We start from the raw sequence: 22,777 nt of genomic DNA on the forward strand, positions 1-22,777 counted from the left end.
CTTGCTCGCATCGGCGCTCAGTCGCCGCCGCGCGCCTCCTGCCGGCTAAAACGCGCGCCATCGCCGCTGACGCCGCGCCAATAAGGCGCTTCCGCGCCCAGGCCCGGCCGGTATGGCGTCCAATTGCGCCCGTCCGGCGAGAACTGCAGCGCCTGGCCGGGGAATTCCGTCAGCACCGCGGCCGACCCGCTAGCCAGGCCCGGCGGCGCGATGCGCAGACCGATGCCGGCGCGCTCCAGCTTGGCCGCCTCGCGCCAGCCCAGCACCGCGGCGAACTGCTGCCAATCCCGGTTCAAGGCCGCGCGATCCACCAGATGACTGACGCCTAGCTGATAACGCTCGCCCTGGCGATAAGGCCGTTCCCAGCCCGCGCGGTGCCAGGCGCGCTCGGCCAATGCCAGCAGCCGCGGATAGGCCATGTATTCAAACTGGGCATCGCTACGCATCACCTCGCTCCAGGCCTGGCCCTGGATGCCGGCGAAGCGCGCCGGCGCCGCCTCGCTGGGCACTTCGAAGGCCTTGCCCTGGCGATCCGTCATCACCTCGGCGTTCTGCGGCAAATTGTCCGGCGCGAAGCTGAACACCTTATAGCTGTCGGTTGCGCGCGAGGCCCAGTAATAGCCGCGTTCCTTGGGGTTCAGCTCATAGGGGAAGTCGAAGTACAAATAATCAGGCATTGCCAGCACGGTCTGGAAACCCTTGTTGGCGAACTCATGCGCCTCCTTGGCCGCGCCCCAGAACAAGGCGTCCCATTCGGTGACCATCACCTTGGAAGTGGCGAAGTCCTTGGGCGATTTGGCGCCCTTCAAACCGTCCTGCCAAGCGCCCATCGTGGCAATGCCGTGCCGCGCCAGGATGCGGCTGACGTCCTCGGCGAACTGCAAGGGCAGATCGGCCGTGGTTTTCCCCGGCCGCTCCGCCAGCAACGCGCGGCAGGCCGGCGAGCGCGCCCAGGGCTTGTCCTGCTCCGCCAGCTTGATCTTGCCCTTGGCCGGGTCCTGGCCGGACAGGTCCTGGAAGCCGCCGCCCAGCAGTATGTTCTTGGCCTCGTCGCCGCCGAAATGCCAGACCGCCAGCGGCGCGCCGGCCTCGCGATGCATGGCGGCCACTTCCGAAACCACTTTGTCGATGAAGCGCGGCACGCCTGGCACGCAGGGATTGACATAGGTGTGGCGGTCGTAGAATTGCACCGACAAGGTGTTGGAACGGTCTTGCGGATCGATCAGCCGGTAGGCGGAGGCCGCTTCCGGCTGGCCCAGTTGCTGGAGATGGCGGTAGCGCCGCTCCATCGCCATCACCGCCGCGCGCGCATGCGCCGGCATGTCGATTTCCGGAATCACTTCGATGAAGCGCGCCTTGGCGTAACGCAGCAATTCCACATATTGCTCGCGGCTCAAATAGCCGCCGCCGGAGCGATTGTCCGGGCCGGAACCCAGTTGCGGCAGCAGGCAGCTATCCTCGTTCAGGTCGTGACAGCGGCGCGCGCCGACCTCGGTCAATTCCGGCAGGCCGTTGATCTGCAAGCGCCAGCCTTCGTCGTCGGACAGATGCAGATGCAGCTTGTTGAGCTTGTAGGCGGCCATCTGCTCGATCAGGCGCTTGAGCGTGGCCGGCTGGCGAAAATTGCGCGCCACGTCCACCATGAAGCCGCGGTGCTCGTAGCGCGGCGCGTCCTCCAGCGTCAGCGTCGGGATCTCGCCGCCACCCTGCGGTATCAGGCCCAGCAGGGTCTGCGCGCCGTAGAACAGGCCGGCGGCGTCATGCGCGTCCACGCGCGCGCCGCCGCGCGTCACTCGCAGGCGGTAACCGCCGGCGACGGCGATATCGGCCGGCAAGTCCTTGACCACGGCGCCGCTGACCGGCAGGCCCTGATCGGCCAGGCCCAATTGATGGCCGCGCTGCGCCAGCGCCGCGCGCGCGTCCGGAGCCAGCGCCGGCAGCCGCCAGTTCAGCCCGTTCACCGCCGCCTTGCCGCCGTCCGGCTTGACGCGCAGCGCGGCGGGAATCACACGCGCGGCCACATCGGCGGCGGCCAGTTGCGGGCCGCGGCGCGCGAATTCGCGATAGCGCTCGGCGGTGTCCATCAAGGGCCGCGCCTCGCCCGCCGGCGACTTCCATTCATCGCCCGGCAGCGGCAGCAGATAGCTGGCGTCGTCGTCGTCATTGCGCGCCAGCACCGCCGGCGCCTGGCCATCGGCCACCAGATAAGGCCGCGGCAGCACGTCGCTGTTGTGCAACATCCAGTACTCGGCCACCAAGGGCAGTTCCAGCTTGGCGCCGGCGGCGATGCCGGCGAAGCCGGGCTTGGGCGTCAGCCGATACAAGTCTCCGGTCAGATGGCTCAGCTCGAAGTCCGGGCTGTCCAGCTGCAGCAAACGTCGGATGCTGTGCAGGTACAAGGTCCAATCCTTGGCCGGGACCGCGGACTGACCATGGTTTTGCAGGATCAGCCGCCCTTGCAGGCAACTGCCCCAGTCCGCGCCCAGTTCCACGCAGCGCGCGCCGGCGGCCGCGCCCTTATTGCTGTCCACCGCCACCGCCAGAGACAGGTCCCGCGCCAGCGCCGCGACATCCGGCTGCGCCCAAGCCAGCGCGCTGGCCGACAACAGGCCCGCCGCCAATAGTTGTTTCGTCCTCATGCTCACCTCTGCGATTTGCGTGGCGCGCCTCGCGACGGAGCCTCCCCCGCCGCGTCTCCCATTCGTCATCCGCATGCCACCGTGGGCACAGGCTAACTGGTATTAATGTGGTATTCAATGCTCAAGATCAAAATCGCGCGCCGCCGCTGCCGGCTGCTAGCATGATGATGGTGGAATGCAAAGATCTGTGAAGCCGGGGAACGCCTGCGCGATGCCGGCGGTCTAGCCGCGGTTGCCGCCAGATCCGCCGCTGCGCGGATGGCGCGCCCGCACAACCTCTAACAGGAGCGCATCATGCGCAAAACCCTCACGCTTGGCCTGCTATTACTGGCCGCCCTGCCCGCCCTGGCCCAGGACGCCGCGGCCCCGCAAACCTTGTTCAGCTTGCCGCTGACCGCGTTCAAGGCCTCTGAGCGCAACGCCTCGCAACGGCTGTACCGCGCGCCGGACGCGCAACTAAGCGCTTACAAATCCATCGTGGTGGAGCCGCTGTATTTCATGCGCCACCAGGCTGACGGCGATTGGCAATTACTGCAGAGCGGCGAGGAAAACCGCATCGCCGCCTATTTCCAGCGGCGGATGACCGAGGAGTTGCACAAGGTCGGCATCCCGGTCAGCCGCGAGGCGCTGCCGGACAGCGCCCGCCTGCGCGTGGCCGTCACCGGCATGGCTCAGGAACGGCCGGGGGTGGAGCCGCTGGACATCCTGCCGATCAAGGCGGTGTTCAATCTGGGCCGGCTGGCCGCCGGCAAGGAGCCCTATCTGACCAAGGTGGGCAGCATGGCGCAGCTGGAAGACGCCAATAGCGGCAAGCTGCTGGCCGGCAGCGTCAATCTGCGCAAGAGCGACAAGAGCCTCCAGCGCGGCGAGGCGGTCAAGCTGGAGAGCCTGGAAAGCCTGATCGACGACTGGTGTCGCGACAGCGCCAGGCTGCTGGCGCGCGGCATGGCGATCAAGCCGGCCCAGCCCTGAACGCTGACCATGAAAAATGCCGGCCCCTTCCGCGGGTACCGGCATTTTTATATCCAAGCCCTCTTTAGAAGCTAGAACATCACGATTTGCACACGCTCTTGGCAAAAGCATCAAAGCCCATATTCTTCCGCTTGGCCAGGCACATTGAACGGCAAGCCTTGTCGAATGCCGCCGGCTTGTAGCTATCGTCAAGCTCGGCGATACCGCGTGCGCTCCAGCCGGGAAAATCATCGCGCAGCTTCGCATTACAATCATTTCCGTTTTGACCGGCGTCCACACATGAATCGGCGTACTTATAGACCCACTGACAGTTTTCCTTGCTGAGTTCCGCTTTGGACTTGACGCGCTTAACCGCCTTCGTCGGCTTTTCACCATCAAAAACCACGGTTTCCTGTTTACCGTTTTCCGGGCTGAAAACCACTTTCAAGCGCTCGCCTTCAACACGGGCGGTCGCCTCGACACCCATGGAGAAATCCCCCAGCTTGAATTTTTTGCTGGCACCTCCCTTGCTTACTGTCAGCAGATAAAAGCTTTGCTCCACACAGCCGCTGCCACCGCAATGGCTGTTGAACAAGACCACATCCTTGTCCTTGAGCTGAAAGCTTCCATGCAGATAAATATTATTACCATCCGCGTCATGCAGTAGTTTCTTACCTAAGTGCAGTTGGCCAGCGCCATCCTCGGAAACCGTGCCATAGCGGGTTTTCAAACTTTCGGCGTTACCGACATTGGCTAGCAATAGATTGAACACCAAGGCGCAAAACAATAATTTTCTCATCATCAACCCATTCCTAATATTCAAAAGCCTCTCATTTTGTCATTTTCATGCATAAAATTCCAATCAAAAGACATGCAAGTAAGCACGAAAAACATAAAGACCCTACATGACGGCAATAAGCAAGCGCTAAAAGCGGACGTAAAAAACCCCCTGCCTTGGCAGGGGGTGATGCTAGCCGGTAGCCGCTCCGGAGTGGAGCGGCACTCAGGCTGATTTACTGGGCCTTCAGGCCGAAGGAATCGGCAGTCGCTTGCGCGGTTTTCGCTTCTTCTTCCAGCAGGGCCTTGATGGACAGGCGGATGCGGCCGCGATCGTCCATTTCGATGGCCTTGACCTTCACAACCTGGCCTTCTTTCAGATAGTCGGCCACGTTCTTGATGCGCTCGTTGGCGATCTGGGAAATGTGGACCAGGCCATCCTTGCCCGGCAGGATGGAGACGATGGCGCCGACATTGTTGTCGAGGATCTTGACCACGGTGCCTTCGTACACCTTGCCCACTTCCACTTCAACAGTGATCTCTTCGATGCGCTTCTTGGCGGCTTCCGCGCCTTCGTTGCTGACCGAAGCGATGGTGATGGTGCCGTCTTCCTCGATATTGATCTCGCAGCCGGTGTCCTTGGTGATGGAGCGGATGGTTTCGCCGCCCTTGCCGATCACTTCGCGGATCTTGTCCGGGTTGATCTTCATCACGTACAGACGCGGAGCGTGGGCGGACAGCTCTTGCGGGCCTTCCACGGCTTCCTTCATCAGACCCAGGATGTGCATGCGGCCTTCTTTGGCCTGATCCAGCGCCACCTGCATGATTTCCTTGGTGATGCCCTGGATCTTGATGTCCATCTGCAGCGCGGTCACGCCTGCGGCGGTACCGGCCACTTTGAAGTCCATGTCGCCCAGATGATCTTCATCGCCCAGGATGTCGGTCAGCACCGCGAAGCGGTTGCCTTCCAGGATCAGACCCATGGCGATGCCGGCCACGTGCGCCTTCAGCGGCACGCCAGCGGACAGCAGCGACAGGCAGCCGCCACATACCGAAGCCATGGAGGAAGAACCGTTGGACTCGGTGATTTCCGACACCACGCGCATCGAGTAACCGAATTCCGATTCCGGCGGCAGCACGGCAACCAGCGCGCGCTTGGCCAGACGGCCGTGGCCGATTTCACGGCGCTTCGGCGGGCCCATGCGGCCGGCTTCACCGGTGGAATACGGCGGGAAGTTGTAGTGCAGCATGAAGCGCTCGGTGTATTCACCGGCCAGCGCGTCGATGATCTGCTCGTCCTGCTTGGTGCCCAGCGTGGTCACCACCATGGCCTGGGTTTCGCCACGGGTGAACAGCGCGGAACCGTGGGTGCGCGGCAGCACGTTGTTGCGGATGCTGATCGGGCGCACGGTGCGGGTGTCGCGACCGTCGATGCGCGCGTCGCCGGCCAGGATCTGACCGCGAACGATCTCGGCTTCCAGACCCTTGAAGATGCCCTTGATCTCATTGGCCTTCAGGGTGTCGGTGTTTTCGTTGATCAGGCCGGACTTGACCGCGTCCCAGGCTTCGTTGATCGCCACGGTGCGGGCTTGCTTCTGGCGCAGGCGGAAGGCGTTGGCCAGTTGCTCGCCGGCGATGGCGCGCACTTGGGCGATCAGTTCTTCATTGGCGACCGGAGCGGCCCAGTCGAACATCACCGGGTTCACTTCGTCGGCCAGTTCGTTGATGGCCTTGATCGCGGCTTGCATTTGCTCGTGACCGAACACCACGGCGCCCAGCATCACGGCTTCCGGCAGTTCCTTGGCTTCGGATTCCACCATCAGCACCGCGCGCTCGGTACCGGCAACCACCAGATCCATTTCGGAGGTGGCCAGTTCGGTGCGAGTCGGGTTCAGGATGTATTCGCCATTGGCGTAGCCCACGCGGGCGGCGCCGATCGGGCCGGCGAACGGCAGGCCGGAGATGGCCAGAGCGGCGGAAGCGCCGATCATCGCCGGAATGTCGGAATCCACTTCCGGGTTCAGCGACATCACGGTGGCGACGATTTGCACGTCATGGAAGAAGCCTTCCGGGAACAGCGGACGGATCGGACGGTCGATCAGGCGGCTGGTCAGCACTTCCTTCTCGGACTGCTTGCCTTCGCGCTTGAAGAAGCCGCCCGGGATCTTGCCGGCGGCGTAGGTGCGCTCCAGGTAGTCCACGGTCAGCGGGAAGAAGTCCTGGCCCGGCTTGACGTTCTTGCCGCCAACCACGGAGACCAGCACCACGGTGTCCTCAACGGAGACGATGACGGAGCCGGACGCCTGACGCGCGACTTCGCCGGTTTCCACGGTCACGGTGTGACGGCCGTATTGGAAAGACTTGGTGATTTTATTGAACACAGGGTTTCCCTAATCTTTTGTGTGTGACAAATAATCGCAAGCTAAAAAAACAACGGGAACCCCTAAAAATTCTGACCAAAGCATATCGATCCGAATTTTTAGAGGCTCCCCCCGTTGTTACAGCAGTAATGCTCGCGATCTTGATGTGGCATGAAAAAGTCGCAGCACGCTGCGACTTTTCCAAAACCCAACCTTACTTGCGCAGACCCAGACGGGCGATCAATGCGCGATAGCTATCGGCATCGGTGCGCTTCAGGTAGTCCAGCAGACGACGACGACGGCTAACCAGCTTCAACAGACCACGACGGCTGTGGTGATCCTTGGTGTTGGCTTTGAAGTGCGGGGTCAGGTCGTTGATGCGAGCGGTCAACAGAGCCACTTGCACTTCGGACGAACCGGTGTCGCCTTCGCTGCGCTGGAAGTCTTTAACGATGTCTGCTTTTTGAGCGGCGGTCATTGCCATTTGGGGTAACTCCAAATTATCAGTAGGGGTTTTTCAACCCGACAAGTGCAGCGAGCAGCCAAGGCCGAAACCCTCGCAACCCATCAACACTCCGGTACGCGGCCCTAGGGCCGCCGGCGTTCAAGACGTCTCCGCCTTGCTCGCCAGGAGCCGGATCGGATGCAGGCGACCATCGTCGCGCGCCTCGCCCAGCCCCAAGAATTCCCGGCTTCCCTCGCGGTAAATCCGGAAACGCTGCATTTTCGCACATTTTTCGGTAAAACGCACGGGCTGTCCGTGCATGAAACGCCCGGCCTCGTCGGCCGCCAATTCCGCCTCGGGCAGGTGACGCACCAAGATGTCGGCCGGCAGCAGCAAGGCCTCGCGCTGCGGCATCTCCAGCGCTTCGATATCCGCCAGTTGCAAGGCCTCGTCCAGCGTGAAGCCGCCGGTGGCGGTACGGCGCAAACCGGTCAGATGCGCGCCACAGCCCAAGGCTTCGCCGATGTCGCAGGCCAGGGTGCGAATATAAGTGCCCTTGCTGCACAGCACCTCGATCACCGCGCTGCCTCCATCCAGGCTGATCAACTCCAACTTGCGGATATGCACCCGCCGCGCTTCGCGCTCGATCTCGATGCCGGCGCGCGCGTACTCGTACAGCGGCTTGCCCTGATGCTTGAGCGCCGAATACATCGGCGGCACCTGGGAGATTTCGCCGCGGAACGCCTCCATCGCCGCCAGCAGGCCCTCGCGGTCGAACACGACCGGGCGCTCGGACACCACCTCGCCCTCGACATCGCCGGTGGTGGTGACCACGCCGAACTTCACCGTGGCGCGATAACCCTTGTCCGCGTCCAGCAGATAAGACGAAAACTTGGTGGCCTCGCCCAGGCACACCGGCAGCAGGCCTGTGGCCAGCGGGTCCAGCACGCCGGTATGGCCGGCCTTGGCGGCGTTCAGCAGCCAGCGCGCCTTCTGCAGCGCGCCGTTGCTGGAGATGTCGTAGGGCTTGTCTATCAGCAGCACGCCATCTATCGGGCGGCGATTGCTGCGCGGCTTGCTCATTCCTTGCCCTCGGCGCCATCCTCGCCGGATGCGGCTTCCTGAACGCCGAACTTCTCGGCGTCCTCGCGCGCCACCTGATTGATCAGGCTGGTCATATGCATGCCGCGCTCCACCGATTCGTCGTAGACGAAGTGCAGCTGCGGCGTGGTGAAGATCTTGATGCTGCGGCCCAGTTCGGAGCGCAGATAGCCGGCGGAGCTTTCCAGCGCTTCCTGCGTCGCTTCGCGGGTTTTCTCGTCCATCACGGTGTAGAACACCTTGGCGTGCGAATAATCGCGGGTCACTTGCACCAGGGTGATGGTGATCCAACCGGCGCGCGGGTCCTTCAGGCCCTTGCGGGTCAGTTCCGCCAGCTCGCGCTGAATCTGCTCGGCGATGCGGTCGGAACGGGAGAAACCTTTTTTGGCTTTTGCCATATCACTTCCAATCAACTTTACGCGGCGTCGCCGCCGCTCAGACCACGAAATCCACGAAATGGCACGGCCCGGGCCGCCATGTCATTTCGTGGTTTTCGCGGCAAAATTAAAAAAGGCGAGCGCCCGCCGACCTCACGGTCAGACCGGCACCCGCCCCTGGCGTCCCGCTTACAGGGAACGCGCCACTTCCACGATTTCGAACGCTTCCAGCTGGTCGCCTTCCTGGATGTCGTTGAAGTTTTTCAGCATCAGGCCGCATTCGTAGCCCTGCTTCACTTCCTTCACGTCGTCCTTGAAGCGCTTCAAGGAGTCCAGTTCGCCGGTATGCACCACCACGTGGTTGCGGATCAGACGGATCGAAGCGGTACGCTTGATCATGCCGTCGGTCACCATGCAACCCGCGATATTGCCCACCTTGGACACCGGAATCACCTGACGGATTTCCACCGTGCCCAGGATCTGTTCTTTCTTCTCCGGAGCCAGCATGCCGGACAACGCCGCTTTCACTTCGTCCACAGCATCATAGATGATGTTGTAGTAGCGGATGTCCACGCCTTCGCTCTCCGCCAGCTTGCGGGCGGCGGCGTCGGCACGGGTGTTGAAGCCGATCACGATGGCCTTGGAAGCGATCGCCAGGTTGACGTCGGATTCCGAGATGCCACCCACGCCGGAGTGCAGGATGCCCACGCGTACTTCGTCGGTGGACAGCTTTTGCAAGCTGCCGGCCAGCGCTTCGTAGGAACCTTGCATGTCGGCCTTGATGATGATGGACAGGGTTTGCACCTCGCCCTCCGCCATCTGCGCGAACATATTCTCCAGCTTGGCCGCTTGCTGCTTGGCCAGACGCACGTCGCGGAACTTGCCGGCGCGGAACAGGGCGATTTCACGCGCCTTCTTCTCGTCGGTCAGCACCATCGCGTCTTCACCGGCTTGCGGCACGTCGGACAGACCCAGGATTTCCACCGGAATCGCCGGACCGGCGGATTCGATGGCCTTGCCGTTTTCGTCCATCATCGCGCGGACACGGCCAAAAGCGGTGCCAGCCAGTACCACGTCGCCCTTCTTCAGGGTGCCGGACTGTACCAGCAGCGTGGCCACCGGGCCGCGACCCTTGTCGAGGCGGGCCTCGACGATGATGCCCTTGGCCGGCGCATCCACCGGAGCCTTCAGCTCAAGCACTTCGGCTTGCAGCAGAATGGCTTCCAGCAGCGCGTCGATGTTCAGACCCATCTTGGCCGACACTTCGACGAACTGGGTGTCGCCGCCCCAGTCTTCCGGCACCACTTCATGCGATACCAGTTCCTGGCGGATGCGCTCTACGTTGGCGCCCTGCTTGTCGATCTTGTTGACCGCCACCACCATCGGCACCTTGGCCGCTTTGGCATGGTGAATGGCTTCGATGGTCTGCGGCATCACGCCGTCGTCGGCCGCCACCACCAGCACCACGATGTCGGTGGCCTTGGCGCCACGGGCACGCATCGCGGTAAACGCTTCGTGACCCGGGGTATCCAGGAAGGTGATCATGCCGCGCGGGGTTTCCACGTGGTAAGCACCGATATGCTGGGTAATGCCGCCGGCTTCGCCCGCGGCGACCTTGGCGCGGCGGATGTAGTCCAGCAACGAGGTCTTGCCGTGGTCGACGTGACCCATCACGGTCACCACCGGGGAGCGCGGCAGTTCCACCGCTTCCACCGCGGATTCGCCGCCGCTCAGTTCCAGATAGGCTTCCGGATCGTCGGCCTGAGCCGCCTTCGGCACGTGGCCCATCTCTTCCACCACGATCATCGCGGTTTCCTGATCCAGCACCTGGTTGATGGTCACCATCATGCCCATCTTCATCAGCGCCTTGATCACCTCGACGGCCTTGACGGCCATCTTGTGCGCCAGGTCGGCGACGGAAATGGTTTCCGGCACCAGCACTTCATGCACGATGGGCTCGGTCGGCGCCTGGAAGGCGTGCTGATTGTTCTGCTTGTGACGGTTCTTGCCGCCACGGGATTTCCAATCATTGCCGGCGTCGCCGCCCTTGGTCTTCAGACCGCGGCCACCCTTCTTGTTGTCATCCCAGCGATCGCCACCCTTCTTGTTACCGCTGCCGCCCTTCTTGGCGTCGGGACGGCCGGCCACGGTGGCCGGCACCGCCGGCGCGCCGGGCGCGCCAGCCGTAGCCGGACGCGGACCGCGGTTGTCGCCAGCCGGGCGCGGGCCACGGTTGTCGCCAGCCGGACGCGGACCACGGTTGTCGCCTGCCGGGCGCGGGCCACGGTTGTCGCCAGCCGGACGCGGACCACGGTTGTCGCCTGCCGGACGCGGGCCACGGTTGTCGCCGGCCGGACGACGGTCGTCGCGGCGCGGCTCATCGCGGCGGGCCGGTTCAGCGGCGCGCACCGGCTCGGGAGCCGGCGGCGGCGGCTGCAGCGCGGCCTGGCGCGCGGCCTGACGGCGCTCTTCGCGCTCGATCTTTTCGCGCATCAGCGCTTCTTGACGCGCGCGGAAAGCGGCTTGACGCTTTTCCTCGGCTTCGCGAGCGGCGATTTCTTCCGGGCTCAGGATGGAGGCCACGGTCGGGCGCGGCGCCGGAGCGGCCGGCTTGGCCGCTTCCTGGCGCGGAGCTTCCGCCGCAGGCTTCGCTTCCGGCTTGGCGGCCGCGGCTTGCGGCTTGGGCTCGGGTTTCGGCTCAGGCTTGGCTTCCACCACCGGCGGCTTAGGCTCGGGCTTGGCTTCCACGACTTGCGGAGCAGGCGCGGGCGCCGGTTCCGGCGCCTTCACCGGCTCGGCCGGGCGGGATTCCGCTGCGGCCGGCTGAGCGGCTGCGGCGTCTTCCGGACGCACCACGAAGCGCTTCTTGCGGGTCTCAACCTTGACGGTGCTGCCGTCGGCGGTCTTGATCTCGCTGGTGGACTTGCGCGTCAGCGCAATGCGCGACTCTTCGTCGCGCGCGCCATGGGAGCGCTTCAGATAGTCAAGAAGCTGGGACTTGTCTTGCGCGGATAGCGCGTCATCCGGCGAGCGCTTGCTCACGCCGGCCGCGCCCAGCTGTTCCAGCAGGCGTTCCGGTGTGAGGTTCAGCTCACTGGCAAATTGTTTTACGTTTGTCAAAACCATGCGTCTTCCCAAATTCTGTAAATTCTTTCCGGACAGGCCTTACTGGTCGAACCAGTGCTCGCGCGCCTTCATGATGACGGCGCGGGCGGTCTCGGCCTCCATGCCGGTCATGTCCACCAGATCGTCCACGGCCAGGTCGGCCAGGTCGTCGCGGGTGATCACGCCGCCATCGGCCAGCTTGCGAACCAGCTCGGCGTCCAGGCCCTCGATATCGCGCAGGCCATCGGAAACGCTTTCCACTTTTTCTTCGGACGCAATAGCCTGTGTCAAAAGAGCGTCACGCGCGCGGCTGCGCAGGTCGTTGACCAGCTCCTCATCAAACCCTTCAATTTCCAGCATTTCCGCAATCGGCACATACGCCACTTCTTCCAAAGCGGCGAAGCCTTCTTGCACCAGTACGGCGGCGACATCCTCGCTCACGCCCAGGGCGTTCACGAACAGATCGCGCACAGCGGCATCTTCCGCCTGGTGTTTTTCTTCTGCCTCGGCAACGGTCATGATGTTGAGGTACCAGCCGGTCAACTCGGCGGCCAGCTTGACGTTCTGGCCGCTACGGCCGATGGCCAGCGCCAGCTGTTCCTCTTCCACCACCACGTCCATGCTGTGGTTGTCTTCGTCCACCATGATGCGGCTGACTTCAGCCGGCGACAGCGCGTTGATCACGAACTGAGCCGGTTCCGGCGCCCACAGCACGATGTCGATGCGCTCGCCGCCCAACTCCTGGCTGACCGACTGCACGCGCGAACCGCGCATGCCGATGCAGGTGCCTTGCGGATCGATGCGGGCGTCATTGGCCTTGACGGCGATCTTGGCGCGCATCCCCGAATCACGCACGGCGGCCTTGATTTCCAGCAGGCCTTCGTCGATTTCCGGCACTTCCAGTTCGAACAGCTTGGTCAGGAACTCCGGAGAGGTGCGCGACAGCACCAGCTGCGGGCCGCGGCCCAGGCGATCGATGCGCAACAGGAAAGCCTTGACGCGGTCGCCCACGCGCAGGTTTTCCTTGGGGATCATCTGATCGCGCGGCAGCACCGCTTCCAGCTTGCCGCATTCGACGATGGCGTTGCCGCGTTCGATGCGCTTGATGGTGCCGGTCACCAGGTGCTCGCGGCGCTGCAGGAACTCGTTCAGCAACTGTTCGCGCTCGGCGTCGCGAATGCGCTGCAGAATCACTTGCTTGGCGGTTTGCGCGCCGATGCGGCCAAACTCCACGGCCTCCATCGACTCTTCGATGTAAGCGCCCAGCTCTATGCGCGGATCGCGCTCACGAGCGTCGACCAAGCCGATTTCCTTGCTTTCCGATTCCAGCAGCTCGTCTTCCACCACCAGCCAGCGGCGGAAGGTCTGGTACTGACCGCTGTGACGATCGATTTCGACGCGCACGTCCATCTCGTCATCGGTAAATTTTTTCTTGGTTGCCGAGGCAAGCGCCATTTCAAGGGCGGAGAACACCACATCCTTGCTGACATTCTTTTCGCTCGCCAGGGCATCCACCAGCAACAAAATCTCGCGACTCATTCATTCCTCTCCGATTTTTGTCCTTTTGCGTGGCTTTATGGCCGTCCAGACATCAAAACTCAGGCTCTAGCCTGGCCTTGTCGATATTGGCAAACGGAATCGCCACGATGCGGCCATCCACATCCAGCTTCACAGAGTCTTCCTCGACCCCGGCAAGACGACCGGTAAATTTCTTCTGCTGCTCGATCGGCATGCGCGTCTTGATCTTGGCAAGCTTTCCAGCGAAGCGGACGAAATCAGCCTCTTTCTTCAGCGGACGGTCCAAGCCCGGCGAAGACACTTCGAGTCGCTCGTAGTCGATGTTCTCGACCATGAAAAGGCGGGTAAAGTGATTGCTCACCTGGACGCAGTCTTCCACGGTGATGCCACCCGGCTTGTCGATAAAAACGCGAAAACCGCCCCCTGGGGTCATTTCAAAGTCGACCAACTCATAGCCGAGACCCGGCAGGGTGTTTTCCAGCAGCAAACGAACATCCATTGCTTTTTCCACAAATAAAAAATGGGCGAAACGCCCATCCCTAACCGACGCGATTGTAACCTATTCCATTGAAAAAGAAAACCGGCGCGCCGCCTTCCCCACTCCGGCGACGGCGGCAGTTTGCAGCGGACTTCTTTGCGAGCGGTTCCAGTTACGGTACATTACCGAGCACTCAAACAGCAGTTTGACGTCAGAACCTGTTTACGATCTGCTGCGCATCGGCGATACGGCGTTGAAAACGGCTTCGAAATGCTCATGTACCAACCGTACATTCCGCTTTCTCAGCCGTTTTCGCCTTGTCTCGCTCTAGCTCGCGAGATCGTGAACACGTTCTCAGTGGCGCCCAAGCCGCCACGACATAACAAATATATAGTCACCAAATAGGTACGACGCCCGCCGGCGCGCGACACGCTGGCGCGACTCTCGTTAACCAGCACGATGGAGAAACCGGGATTTATGGAAAAGGTGTGGCTCAAAAACTACCAGCCGGGCGTAGCTCACGAAATCGACATCAATCAGTTCCAGTCCGTGGTCGAGGTCTTCGACCGCAGCGTCAAGAAATTCCATGACCGCCCGGCGCTGGCCTGCATGGGCAAGGAGCTCAGCTATAGCGAAATGGATCAGCTCTCCGGCCGCTTCGCCTCCTTCCTGCAGCACAAGCTGGGGCTGAAAAAGGGCGACCGCGTGGCGGTGATGATGCCCAATCTGCTGCAATACCCGATCGCGGTGTTCGGCACGCTGCGCGCCGGCGGCACCGTGGTCAACGTCAACCCGCTGTACACCCCGCGCGAGCTGGAACACCAGTTGAAGGATTCCGGCGCGGAAACCATCGTGATCCTGGAAAACTTCGCCAGCGTGCTGGAGCAGGTGCTGCCGCGCACCCAGGTCAAGAACGTGGTGATCGCCTCCATCGGCGAGATGCTGGGCTTCGCCAAGGGCATGCTGGTCGATTTCGTGGTGCGCAAGGTCAAGAAGATGGTGCCGCCGTGGCGCCTGCCCGGCCACATCCGCTTCAAGGACGCGCTGGCGCAAGGCGCGAGCGCGCCATACCAGCCGGTGGCGCTGAGTCACGACGACATCGCCTTCCTGCAATACACCGGTGGCACCACCGGCGTGTCCAAGGGCGCGATGCTGGTGCACCGCAATATCGTCGCCAATATGCTGCAGGCCGGCGAATGGGTGAAGCCGGCGATCCGCCCGGGACAGGAAATCATCGTCACCGCGCTGCCGCTGTATCACATCTTCTCGCTGACCGCGAATCTGATGGTGTTCACCGAGATGGGCGCGCTCAACATCCTGATCACCAATCCGCGCGACATCCCAGGCTTCATCAAGGAGATGAGCAAATACCCGATTACCTGCATGACCGGGGTCAACACCCTGTTCAACGCGCTGCTGAACAATCCGGAATTCGCCAAGCTGGACTTCTCCACCTGGCGCCTGGCGCTGGGCGGCGGCATGGCGGTGCAAAAGGCGGTGGCCGACAAGTGGAAGCAGGTCACCGGCGTGACCCTGGTGGAAGCCTATGGCCTGACCGAGGCCAGCCCGGCGGTATGCATGAACCCGCTGGACCTGGCGGCCTACAACGGCACCATCGGCGTGCCGGTGCCCTCCACCGAGATGCAGTTGCGCGGCCCCGAGGGCGAGGAAGTCGCCCCCGGCGAGCAGGGCGAGTTGTGCATCCGCGGCCCGCAGGTGATGACAGGCTATTGGAACCGTCCGGACGAAACCGCCAAGGTGCTGAGCCCGGACGGCTTCCTCGCCACCGGCGACATGGCCATGCTGACGCCGGACGGCTTCGTCAAGCTGGTGGACCGCAAGAAGGACATGATCCTGGTGTCCGGCTTCAACGTCTATCCGAATGAGATCGAGGACGTGGTGGCCAGCCACCCGGGCGTGCTGGAAGTGGCTTGCATCGGCGTGCCGGACGACAAGTCCGGCGAAGTGGTCAAGGTGTTCGTGGTGCGCAAGGACCGCGCGCTGAGCGAGAAGGACATCGTCCAGCACTGCCGCGACAATCTGACCGGCTACAAGGTGCCCAAGCTGGTAGAGTTCCGCGACGAATTGCCCAAGACCAATGTCGGCAAGATCCTGCGCCGCGCGCTGCGCGACGAGAGCGGCGCCGCCAAGCCGGCCTGACCATGCCACGCAGATGAAATCGCCGCCGCCCGCTCCTGGGCGGCGTTTTTTTTGAGCGTGGGCGGCTACACTTGAAGCCTGACAGCCGCTCCTATCCAAATAACAGTTGTTTGTTCCGGGTGCACGATTATGTTGATGCTGCCGTTTTTCAAACTGATGGCCGAACGCCGCGCCAGCGACCTGTTCTTCACCAGCTTCTCCCCGCCGATGATCAAGCAGAACGGCGAACTGCTGCCGCTGAACGAAAAACCGCTGACCGCGGACATGGTCAAGCAGTTGGCCTACAGCCTGATGAGCGAGGAGGAGATCAGCTCGTTCGAACAAGAGCGCGAAATGAATCTGGGCCATCCCGTCCCCGGCCTCGGCAGTTTCCGCATCAATATCTTCTGGCAGCGCGGCTCGGTGGGCATGGTGGTGCGCTACATCCTGCCCAACATCCCCTCGCTGGAGCAGTTGCAGTTGCCGCCGGTGCTCAGCGAGCTGATCAAGCTCAAGCGCGGCCTGATCCTGGTGGTCGGCTCCACCGGTTCCGGCAAGAGCTCCACCGTGGCCGCGATGCTGCAAACCCGCAACCAGAGCATGAGCGGCCACATCCTCACCGTGGAGGATCCGATCGAGTTCCTGTTCCGCCACGACAAATCCATCGTCAACCAGCGCGAAGTCGGCTTCGACACCCTCTCCTACGCCCGCGCGCTGAAAAACGCGATGCGCGAAGCGCCGGACGTGCTGATGATAGGCGAGATCCGCGACCCGGAAACGCTGACCCAGGCGGTGACCTACGCCCAGTCCGGCCATTTGTGCATTTCCACGCTGCACGGCAACAACAGCTACCACATGCTGAGCCGGGTCATCAATTTCTTCCCGGCGGAAAGCCGCGCCGCGCTGCTGATGGACCTGTCCGCCGCGCTCAAAGCGGTGGTTTCGCAACGGCTGATCCCCACTCTGGACGGCGGACGGGTGCCGGCGATCGAGATTCTGATCAACAGCGCGCGCATTTCGGAGTTGATCCGCAACGGAGAGATAGACAAAATCAAGGAAGCCATCGAAAACAGCATGAGCGATGGTTCGCAAACCTTCGAACAGGCGTTGTACCGGCTGTATAGCGCGGGCCGCATCAGCCTGGACGAGGCACTGAGAAACGCCGACTCGCCCACCAATCTGTACTGGCTGATCAATCAGACCAAGGAAAAACCGGCGAGCGGCGACAACAAGAAACCCGATGGCGGCGAGCCGCCAAGCTTCGACAGCATCAAACTGGACCTGTAACCCACCCATGATCACTCTTTACGGCATCCCCAACTGCAGCACTGTCAAGAAAGCCCGCCAATGGCTGAGCGACAACGGCCTCGATTACCATTTCCATGATTTCAAGAAACAAGGCGTGGACGCCGCCAGCCTGGAGCAATGGGCGAGCGCGGTCGGCCTCGCCAAGCTGATCAATCGCCAGGGCACCACCTGGCGCGCATTACCGGACGAAGTCAAGGCCGGCGCCGAGCAATTGCCGGCCGCGCTGGCGCTGATGCAGGCCAACCCCTCGGTGATCAAGCGCCCGGTGCTGGACGCCGGCGGCAAGATCAGCGTCGGCTTTATCGAAGCCGACTGGGCGGAGCGTCTGCTGAAATGAGCGCCACCCTAGAACTGGCGCGGCAGCTGATCCGGCTGGATTCGGTAACGCCGCGCGACCAAGGCTGCCAGGAGCTGATGATAGCCCGGCTGGAAGCCATCGGCTTTCGCGTCGAGCGCATGCGCTTCGGCGAGGTCGACAACTTCTGGGCGCGCCGCGGCGACGCCGGCCCGCTGGTCTGCTTCGCCGGCCACACCGATGTGGTGCCCACCGGCCCGCTGGAGCAATGGGACAGCCCGCCGTTCGAGCCCACGGTGCGCAACGGCCTGCTCTACGGCCGCGGCGCCGCCGACATGAAGGCTTCGCTGGCCGCCTTTGTCACCGCCTGCGAAGACTTCGTCGCCGCCCGCCCCGACCACCCCGGCTCCATCGCCCTGCTGATCACCTCGGACGAGGAAGGCGTGGCGGTGGACGGCAGCGTCAAGGTGGTGGACGCGCTGGAGGCGCGCGGCGAGACCATGGACTATTGCATCGTCGGCGAACCCACCTCCGACCAAGCGCTGGGCGACACCATCAAGAACGGCCGCCGCGGCTCCTTGTCCGGCCATTTGATCGTGCACGGCATCCAGGGCCATATCGCCTATCCGCACCTGGCCAAGAACCCGGTGCACCTGATGGCGCCAGCGTTGGCCGAGCTGGCGGCGACGCGCTGGGACGAGGGCAACGCCTTCTTCCCGCCCACCAGCTGGCAGGTGTCCAATATCCACGCCGGCACCGGCGCCGGCAACATCATCCCCGGCCATTGCGACATCCGCTTCAACTTCCGCTTCTCGCCGGAGAGCAGCGCGGAATCACTGAAGGAGCGCGTCTGCGCCATCCTGGACCGCCATGGCCTGGGCTACGAGTTGCACTGGCAGCTGTCCGGCCAGCCCTTCCTGACCCAGCCAGGCAAGCTCACCGAGGCGCTTGGCCGCGCCATCGCCGAGATCGCCGGCCGCCAGGCGGAGTTGTCCACCACCGGCGGCACCTCCGACGGGCGCTTCATCAAGCGCGTCGCGAGCGAACTGGTGGAATTCGGCCCGGTCAACGCCACCATCCACAAGCTGAACGAGTGCGTGGAAGTGGCCGACATTGAACCACTGTCGGCGATTTACCGGCGCACGCTGGAACTGCTGCTGAACGCTGTCTAAGCCGAATTCCGGCTATGCTGAAACCGGTTGCGCCTGGCGCGGCCGGTTTTTTTGCTTTGCGGCGCGCCGCCGTGGCGCGGCGTCGACGCTTCCCGTCTCCCGCCTGAATGCGGCGGCCGCCTGCGAAAGGTATGATCCGAACCATGGAAGTCGAAATCGCAAAAATATTCATCGCGCTGCTGGTGCTGGTCAATCCGCTGGGCGCCATTCCCATTTTCATCAGCCTGACGCCCACCTCCAACCAGCTGGAGCGCAAGAAGATCGCCAAGACCACGGCCATCGCCGTGGCCATCGTGCTCTGCCTGTTCGCCGTCGTCGGCGAGACCTTGCTGCGCTTTCTCGGCATCAGCGTCGGCTCCTTCCAGGTGGGCGGCGGCTTGCTGGTGATGCTGATCGCCATCGCGCTGATGAACGCCAAGCCAGGGCCGACCAAGACCACCAAGGTGGAACGCGAAGAAGCCGAGACCAAGACCAATATCGCGGTAGTGCCGATGGCCATCCCGCTGATGACCGGGCCGGGCACCATCTCCACCGTGATCATCTATGCCACCACCGCATCATCCTGGGTACAGGTGGTTTATCTTTTAGTGAGCAGTTTGCTGGTGGCGATCACCTGCTACGGTGCGCTGGTGCTGGCCTCGCCGCTGTCGCGGCTATTGGGGCAGACCGGCATCAACATCGTCAACCGGGTGATGGGCATGTTGCTGGCGGCGGTGTCGGTGGAAATCATCGTTGACGGAATTTATCGTCTTTTCCCGCAGCTAACCCGCTGAAAATCACGCAGAATCTGCTTATTCGGCAACATTCTCGCACGCACAACATCAATACAGTCCCAAGCGATTTTCCTCCGCCCGCATCGCTTCCCCCTGGCAGCGGCGCGGGCGAATATCGCACAAAACACACTGTTTTTACTAGTATTTCTTGATTTAAACGCTGTCCTTGCAGTCTGCGCCTGTATATGGACAGATGCCGCTGTATACACATTTTCAGGGTGAACTGTTCATTGTTTGTACCGATCCCAAGCAGTACTAATAAGGGGTTTTCATTCAATGGGCATTTCACCATGTCTAGCCAGCACGCCGTCCCCATCAAAATCTACCCCCGACTGACCACTGGCCGTTTCAACAATGCGCGAGTATTCATGGTGCTCGCCACCCAGCTGGCTTTCTTCGGCCTGCCCTGGCTGCAGTGGAATGGCCGCCAGGCGGTGCACCTGGATCTGGAGCAGCACCGCTTCCTGATCTTCGGCCTCACTTTCTGGCCCCAGGACTTCATTTACTTCGCCGCCTTGCTGGTGATCTGCGCGCTGGGCCTGTTCCTGTGGACGGCGCTGGCCGGCCGACTCTGGTGCGGCTATAGCTGTCCGCAGACAGTCTATACCCAGATCATGATCTGGATTGAGCGGCTGACGCTGGGCGACCACAATGCACGCCGCAAGCTCGACGCCGCGCCGATGAGCGTGAACAAATTCACGCGCAAGACGCTGTCCCACAGCTTGATGGGCCTGTTCTCCTTGTTGACCGGCTTCACCCTGGTCGGCTACTTCACCCCGGTGCGCGAACTGGCCGCCGCCGCGCCCAGCCTGGCCTACGGCCCGTGGGAAAGTTTCTGGATCCTGTTCTACGGCGGCTTCACCTGGCTGCTGGCCGGCGTGCTGCGCGAAAAAGTCTGCCTGCACATGTGCCCGTACGCCCGCTTCCAGGGCGCGATGTTCGACAACGACACCCTGATCATCTCCTACGACAACCGTCGCGGCGAGCCGCGCGGCAAGGGCAAGCAAGCGGCCGACAAGGCGCGCGGCAGCTGCATCGATTGCGGCATCTGCGTGCAGGTCTGCCCCACCGGCATCGACATCCGCAACGGCCTGCAATATGAATGCATAGGCTGCGCCGCCTGTATCGACGCCTGCGACCAGGTGATGGACAAGATCCACGCGCCGCGCGGGCTGATCCGCTACACCAGCGCCGCCGCGCTGGAAGCCGCCGACAAGCCGCAACGCGCCGGCGGCAGCCACCGTCCGCGCGTCATCGTCTACTCCAGCCTGCTGGCCGGCATCATCGCGCTGTCCACCACCGCGCTGATCCTGAAAAAGCCGTTCAAGGTGGATGTGTTGCGCGACCGCGCCATCCTGGTGCGCGCCACCGACGACGGCCTGCTGGAAAACAGCTACAACCTGAAGCTGATCAACACCAGCGAGCAGGCGCAGCGCTTCAAGATCCAGGTGGAAGGCCTGCCCAGCCTGAGGCTGGACAAGCCCGGACAGGTGGTCGAAGTGGCGCCCACCCGCACCGAAACCGTCACCGTCAGGGTGCAGGCCGAACCCGAACACGCTACCCGCGGCGCGCACGACATCTATTTCGTGGTCAGCTCGCTGAGCCATGACGGTAGTATCATCAGGGAAAAATCCAGCTTCATCGGCGAATGAACGCGTGTTTTAGCAGTCCATCAGCAGTCATGCCGCGGCGCGCCGCCGCCGCGGCTCAACCGCCAGGAATACCATGAGCAAGACCAGTCAACTGAGCCAGCGCTTCCGCCATGCCATCGAGCAGGGCCATCTGCGCCCCGGCGACCGCATGCCTTCGCTGCGCAAGCTATGCCTGGACCACAAGGTCAGCATCACCACCGCCCAGCGCGCCTACGCCGAATTGGAAAAACAAGGCCTGATCGAATCGCTGCCCCGTTCCGGCTTCCGGGTGCTGGGCCTGTCCTCGCTGTCATTGCGGCAGGCGCCGCCGCTGCCGGACCATCCCGGCGAATTCCGCGCCGAGCACCTGACCATGGCGTTGCCCATGCCCTGGGGCTGCCCGTTCATGAACCCGGTGCTGATCAACACCACGCCGCTGACCCGGGCGCTGACCCGCGCGCTCAGCGATTACCGCTACGCATTGTCCAGCACCGATAGCGAGGGCTACGAGGGCTTGCGCCGCGAGCTGGCGCTGCGCTACCTGGCCCAGGGCGTGGAGCTGGACGGCGAGGAGATGCTGATCACCTGCGGCGGCATGGAGGCGCTGAACCTGGCGATCCGCGCGGTGGCCCGCCTCAGCGGCAGCGATTGCATGCTGGTGATCACCCCGGCCTTCCCGCCCATCTTCGAGCAGCTGGAACAACTGGCGTTGCGCCCGGTGGGCTTTAACTGTCCGCCCGGCCAGCCGCTGGACCTGGAGCGGCTGGAAGCCTTGCTGATCCAGCATCAGCCGGCCGCCATCATCGCCATGCCCAATTTCCAGCACCCCACCGGCCAGGTGATGAGCGATTCGCAAAAAGCCGCGCTGCTGGCGCTGGCGGAACGCCACCGCGTGCCCATCATCGAGGACGACACCTACCGCGAGCTGTACTTCGGCGAAGGCGCGCCATTGCCGCTCAAGGCTTTCGATCAGCGCGGCAGCGTGCTGCACTGCTCCTCGTTCAGCAAATCGCTGGCGCCGGGCTACCGCGTCGGCTGGATCGCCGCCGGGCGCTTCCGCGACAGCGTGATGGGCTTGAAGCTGTGCAGCTCGCTGGCCACGCCGCTACCCAGCCAGATGGCGCTGGCGCGGCTGCTGGCCGGCGGCCACCACGAGGACATGCTCAGCTTGCTGCGCCAGCGCCTGCAAAACAATCTGGCCGCGCTGCAACAGCAAATCGCCACCCATTTCCCAGCCGACTGCCGGATGGCGCTGCCGCTGGGCGGCTACTTCCTGTGGGTGGAACTGCCGCCCGGCGTCGACTGTCGCCGCTTGCTGCCGATGGCGATGCAGCAGGGCCTGCACTTCGCGCCGTCCCAGCTGTTCCACACCCCGGGCCAGGACGCCGGCAATGCGATGCGGCTGAACTTCAGCTTCTACGATCCGCTGCAGCAACGCTCCGGCGTGCCGCTGCTGGCTGAACTGCTCAGCCCGGCCAGCGCCTACTGACGCCGCGCGCAAAAAGCCCGGGACCAAGAACCTGTGCACGATCTCGCGAACTAGAGCGAGACAAGGCGAAAACGAGCGAAAAAGCGGAATGTACAAGTGGTACATGAGCATTTTGAGCTTGTTTTTAACGCCGTATCGCCGAAGCGCAGCAGACATTGAACAGGTTCTAAGAACCTGTTTACGATCTGCTACGCGTCGGCGGAATAGTTAGACAAGGGC

17 protein-coding genes are annotated in these 22,777 nt (G+C 63.0%); 8 read left to right on the forward strand and 9 right to left on the reverse strand.

The annotated features are described in order from the left end of the window. Window positions 1-17: 17 nt before the first annotated feature. A complete protein-coding gene (locus ACE3QM_RS09480; protein ID WP_374421528.1) occupies window positions 18-2,639 on the reverse strand; it encodes a family 20 glycosylhydrolase in 2,622 nt (873 codons plus the stop codon). A 294-nt stretch (window positions 2,640-2,933) separates the two neighbouring features. On the opposite strand from ACE3QM_RS09480, the gene ACE3QM_RS09485 reads away from it, so the two are divergent. Then, complete coding sequence (locus ACE3QM_RS09485) at window positions 2,934-3,611, forward strand: DUF3313 domain-containing protein (protein ID WP_053074302.1); 678 nt, start codon at window positions 2,934-2,936, stop codon at window positions 3,609-3,611. Window positions 3,612-3,690: 79 nt separating this feature from the next. Here the strand turns inward: ACE3QM_RS09485 and ACE3QM_RS09490 are convergent, their stop codons facing one another. The 8 genes from ACE3QM_RS09490 to rimP form a co-directional block, all read right to left on the reverse strand. Further along, window positions 3,691-4,392 carry a hypothetical protein gene (locus ACE3QM_RS09490; protein ID WP_374421529.1) on the reverse strand — a complete coding sequence of 234 codons (702 nt, stop codon included), beginning with the start codon at window positions 4,390-4,392 and terminating at the stop codon, window positions 3,691-3,693. A 211-nt stretch (window positions 4,393-4,603) separates the two neighbouring features. Further along, window positions 4,604-6,748 (reverse strand): polyribonucleotide nucleotidyltransferase, encoded by a 2,145-nt coding sequence (gene pnp, locus ACE3QM_RS09495; RefSeq protein ID WP_048409124.1) that lies wholly within the window; start codon window positions 6,746-6,748, stop codon window positions 4,604-4,606. 193 nt (window positions 6,749-6,941) lie between these two features. After that, window positions 6,942-7,211, reverse strand: a complete 270-nt coding sequence (gene rpsO, locus ACE3QM_RS09500) for a 30S ribosomal protein S15 (RefSeq protein ID WP_019104449.1) — start codon at window positions 7,209-7,211, stop codon at window positions 6,942-6,944. A 120-nt stretch (window positions 7,212-7,331) separates the two neighbouring features. Then, complete coding sequence (gene truB, locus ACE3QM_RS09505; protein ID WP_374421530.1) at window positions 7,332-8,255, reverse strand: tRNA pseudouridine(55) synthase TruB; 924 nt, start codon at window positions 8,253-8,255, stop codon at window positions 7,332-7,334. Next, window positions 8,252-8,671 (reverse strand): 30S ribosome-binding factor RbfA, encoded by a 420-nt coding sequence (gene rbfA / locus ACE3QM_RS09510; protein WP_048409122.1) that lies wholly within the window; start codon window positions 8,669-8,671, stop codon window positions 8,252-8,254. The genes truB and rbfA overlap by 4 nt, the downstream gene beginning before the upstream one ends. 168 nt (window positions 8,672-8,839) lie before the next feature. Further along, the gene (gene infB / locus ACE3QM_RS09515; RefSeq protein WP_374421531.1) at window positions 8,840-11,776 is read right to left on the reverse strand and encodes a translation initiation factor IF-2; all 2,937 of its coding nucleotides are present in this window, start codon (window positions 11,774-11,776) and stop codon (window positions 8,840-8,842) included. A 39-nt stretch (window positions 11,777-11,815) separates the two neighbouring features. Then, window positions 11,816-13,294, reverse strand: a complete 1,479-nt coding sequence (gene nusA / locus ACE3QM_RS09520) for a transcription termination factor NusA (RefSeq protein WP_048409120.1) — start codon at window positions 13,292-13,294, stop codon at window positions 11,816-11,818. A gap of 52 nt (window positions 13,295-13,346) precedes the next feature. Next, window positions 13,347-13,772 (reverse strand): ribosome maturation factor RimP, encoded by a 426-nt coding sequence (gene rimP / locus ACE3QM_RS09525; RefSeq protein ID WP_048409119.1) that lies wholly within the window; start codon window positions 13,770-13,772, stop codon window positions 13,347-13,349. A gap of 456 nt (window positions 13,773-14,228) precedes the next feature. On the opposite strand from rimP, the gene ACE3QM_RS09530 reads away from it, so the two are divergent. The 7 genes from ACE3QM_RS09530 (at window position 14,229) to ACE3QM_RS09560 (ending at window position 22,558) form a co-directional block, all read left to right on the forward strand. Continuing rightward, the gene (locus tag ACE3QM_RS09530) at window positions 14,229-15,911 is read left to right on the forward strand and encodes a long-chain-fatty-acid--CoA ligase (protein WP_048409853.1); all 1,683 of its coding nucleotides are present in this window, start codon (window positions 14,229-14,231) and stop codon (window positions 15,909-15,911) included. 135 nt (window positions 15,912-16,046) lie between these two features. Next, on the forward strand, window positions 16,047-17,177 hold the full coding sequence (locus ACE3QM_RS09535) for a PilT/PilU family type 4a pilus ATPase (protein ID WP_231462821.1): 1,131 nt from the start codon (window positions 16,047-16,049) through the stop codon (window positions 17,175-17,177). Window positions 17,178-17,184: 7 nt separating this feature from the next. Then, entirely contained in the window at window positions 17,185-17,535 is a 351-nt protein-coding gene (locus ACE3QM_RS09540) for an arsenate reductase (RefSeq protein WP_048409851.1), read from the forward strand. Next, window positions 17,532-18,665 (forward strand): succinyl-diaminopimelate desuccinylase, encoded by a 1,134-nt coding sequence (dapE, locus tag ACE3QM_RS09545; protein WP_231462823.1) that lies wholly within the window; start codon window positions 17,532-17,534, stop codon window positions 18,663-18,665. The genes ACE3QM_RS09540 and dapE overlap by 4 nt, the downstream gene beginning before the upstream one ends. A gap of 143 nt (window positions 18,666-18,808) precedes the next feature. Further along, on the forward strand, window positions 18,809-19,438 hold the full coding sequence (locus ACE3QM_RS09550; protein WP_048409849.1) for a MarC family protein: 630 nt from the start codon (window positions 18,809-18,811) through the stop codon (window positions 19,436-19,438). A 290-nt stretch (window positions 19,439-19,728) separates the two neighbouring features. Continuing rightward, on the forward strand, window positions 19,729-21,090 hold the full coding sequence (gene ccoG, locus ACE3QM_RS09555) for a cytochrome c oxidase accessory protein CcoG (protein WP_048409848.1): 1,362 nt from the start codon (window positions 19,729-19,731) through the stop codon (window positions 21,088-21,090). A 73-nt stretch (window positions 21,091-21,163) separates the two neighbouring features. Then, the gene (locus ACE3QM_RS09560; protein WP_048409847.1) at window positions 21,164-22,558 is read left to right on the forward strand and encodes a PLP-dependent aminotransferase family protein; all 1,395 of its coding nucleotides are present in this window, start codon (window positions 21,164-21,166) and stop codon (window positions 22,556-22,558) included. Window positions 22,559-22,777: the final 219 nt, after the last annotated feature.

The sequence above is a fragment of the Chromobacterium sp. genome (assembly GCF_041912965.1).
Lineage (GTDB): Bacteria > Pseudomonadota > Gammaproteobacteria > Burkholderiales > Chromobacteriaceae > Chromobacterium > Chromobacterium aquaticum.

Coding starts and splice junctions, on each gene's coding strand:
- ACE3QM_RS09480 (WP_374421528.1), bottom strand. CDS start 2,639: ATGAGGACGAAACAACTATTGGCGGCGGGCCTGTTGTCGGCCAGCGCG.
- ACE3QM_RS09485 (WP_053074302.1), top strand. CDS start 2,934: ATGCGCAAAACCCTCACGCTTGGCCTGCTATTACTGGCCGCCCTGCCC.
- ACE3QM_RS09490 (WP_374421529.1), bottom strand. CDS start 4,392: ATGATGAGAAAATTATTGTTTTGCGCCTTGGTGTTCAATCTATTGCTA.
- rpsO (WP_019104449.1), bottom strand. CDS start 7,211: ATGGCAATGACCGCCGCTCAAAAAGCAGACATCGTTAAAGACTTCCAG.
- truB (WP_374421530.1), bottom strand. CDS start 8,255: ATGAGCAAGCCGCGCAGCAATCGCCGCCCGATAGATGGCGTGCTGCTG.
- rbfA (WP_048409122.1), bottom strand. CDS start 8,671: ATGGCAAAAGCCAAAAAAGGTTTCTCCCGTTCCGACCGCATCGCCGAG.
- infB (WP_374421531.1), bottom strand. CDS start 11,776: ATGGTTTTGACAAACGTAAAACAATTTGCCAGTGAGCTGAACCTCACA.
- nusA (WP_048409120.1), bottom strand. CDS start 13,294: ATGAGTCGCGAGATTTTGTTGCTGGTGGATGCCCTGGCGAGCGAAAAG.
- rimP (WP_048409119.1), bottom strand. CDS start 13,772: ATGGATGTTCGTTTGCTGCTGGAAAACACCCTGCCGGGTCTCGGCTAT.
- ACE3QM_RS09530 (WP_048409853.1), top strand. CDS start 14,229: ATGGAAAAGGTGTGGCTCAAAAACTACCAGCCGGGCGTAGCTCACGAA.
- ACE3QM_RS09535 (WP_231462821.1), top strand. CDS start 16,047: ATGCTGCCGTTTTTCAAACTGATGGCCGAACGCCGCGCCAGCGACCTG.
- ACE3QM_RS09540 (WP_048409851.1), top strand. CDS start 17,185: ATGATCACTCTTTACGGCATCCCCAACTGCAGCACTGTCAAGAAAGCC.
- dapE (WP_231462823.1), top strand. CDS start 17,532: ATGAGCGCCACCCTAGAACTGGCGCGGCAGCTGATCCGGCTGGATTCG.
- ACE3QM_RS09550 (WP_048409849.1), top strand. CDS start 18,809: ATGGAAGTCGAAATCGCAAAAATATTCATCGCGCTGCTGGTGCTGGTC.
- ccoG (WP_048409848.1), top strand. CDS start 19,729: ATGTCTAGCCAGCACGCCGTCCCCATCAAAATCTACCCCCGACTGACC.
- ACE3QM_RS09560 (WP_048409847.1), top strand. CDS start 21,164: ATGAGCAAGACCAGTCAACTGAGCCAGCGCTTCCGCCATGCCATCGAG.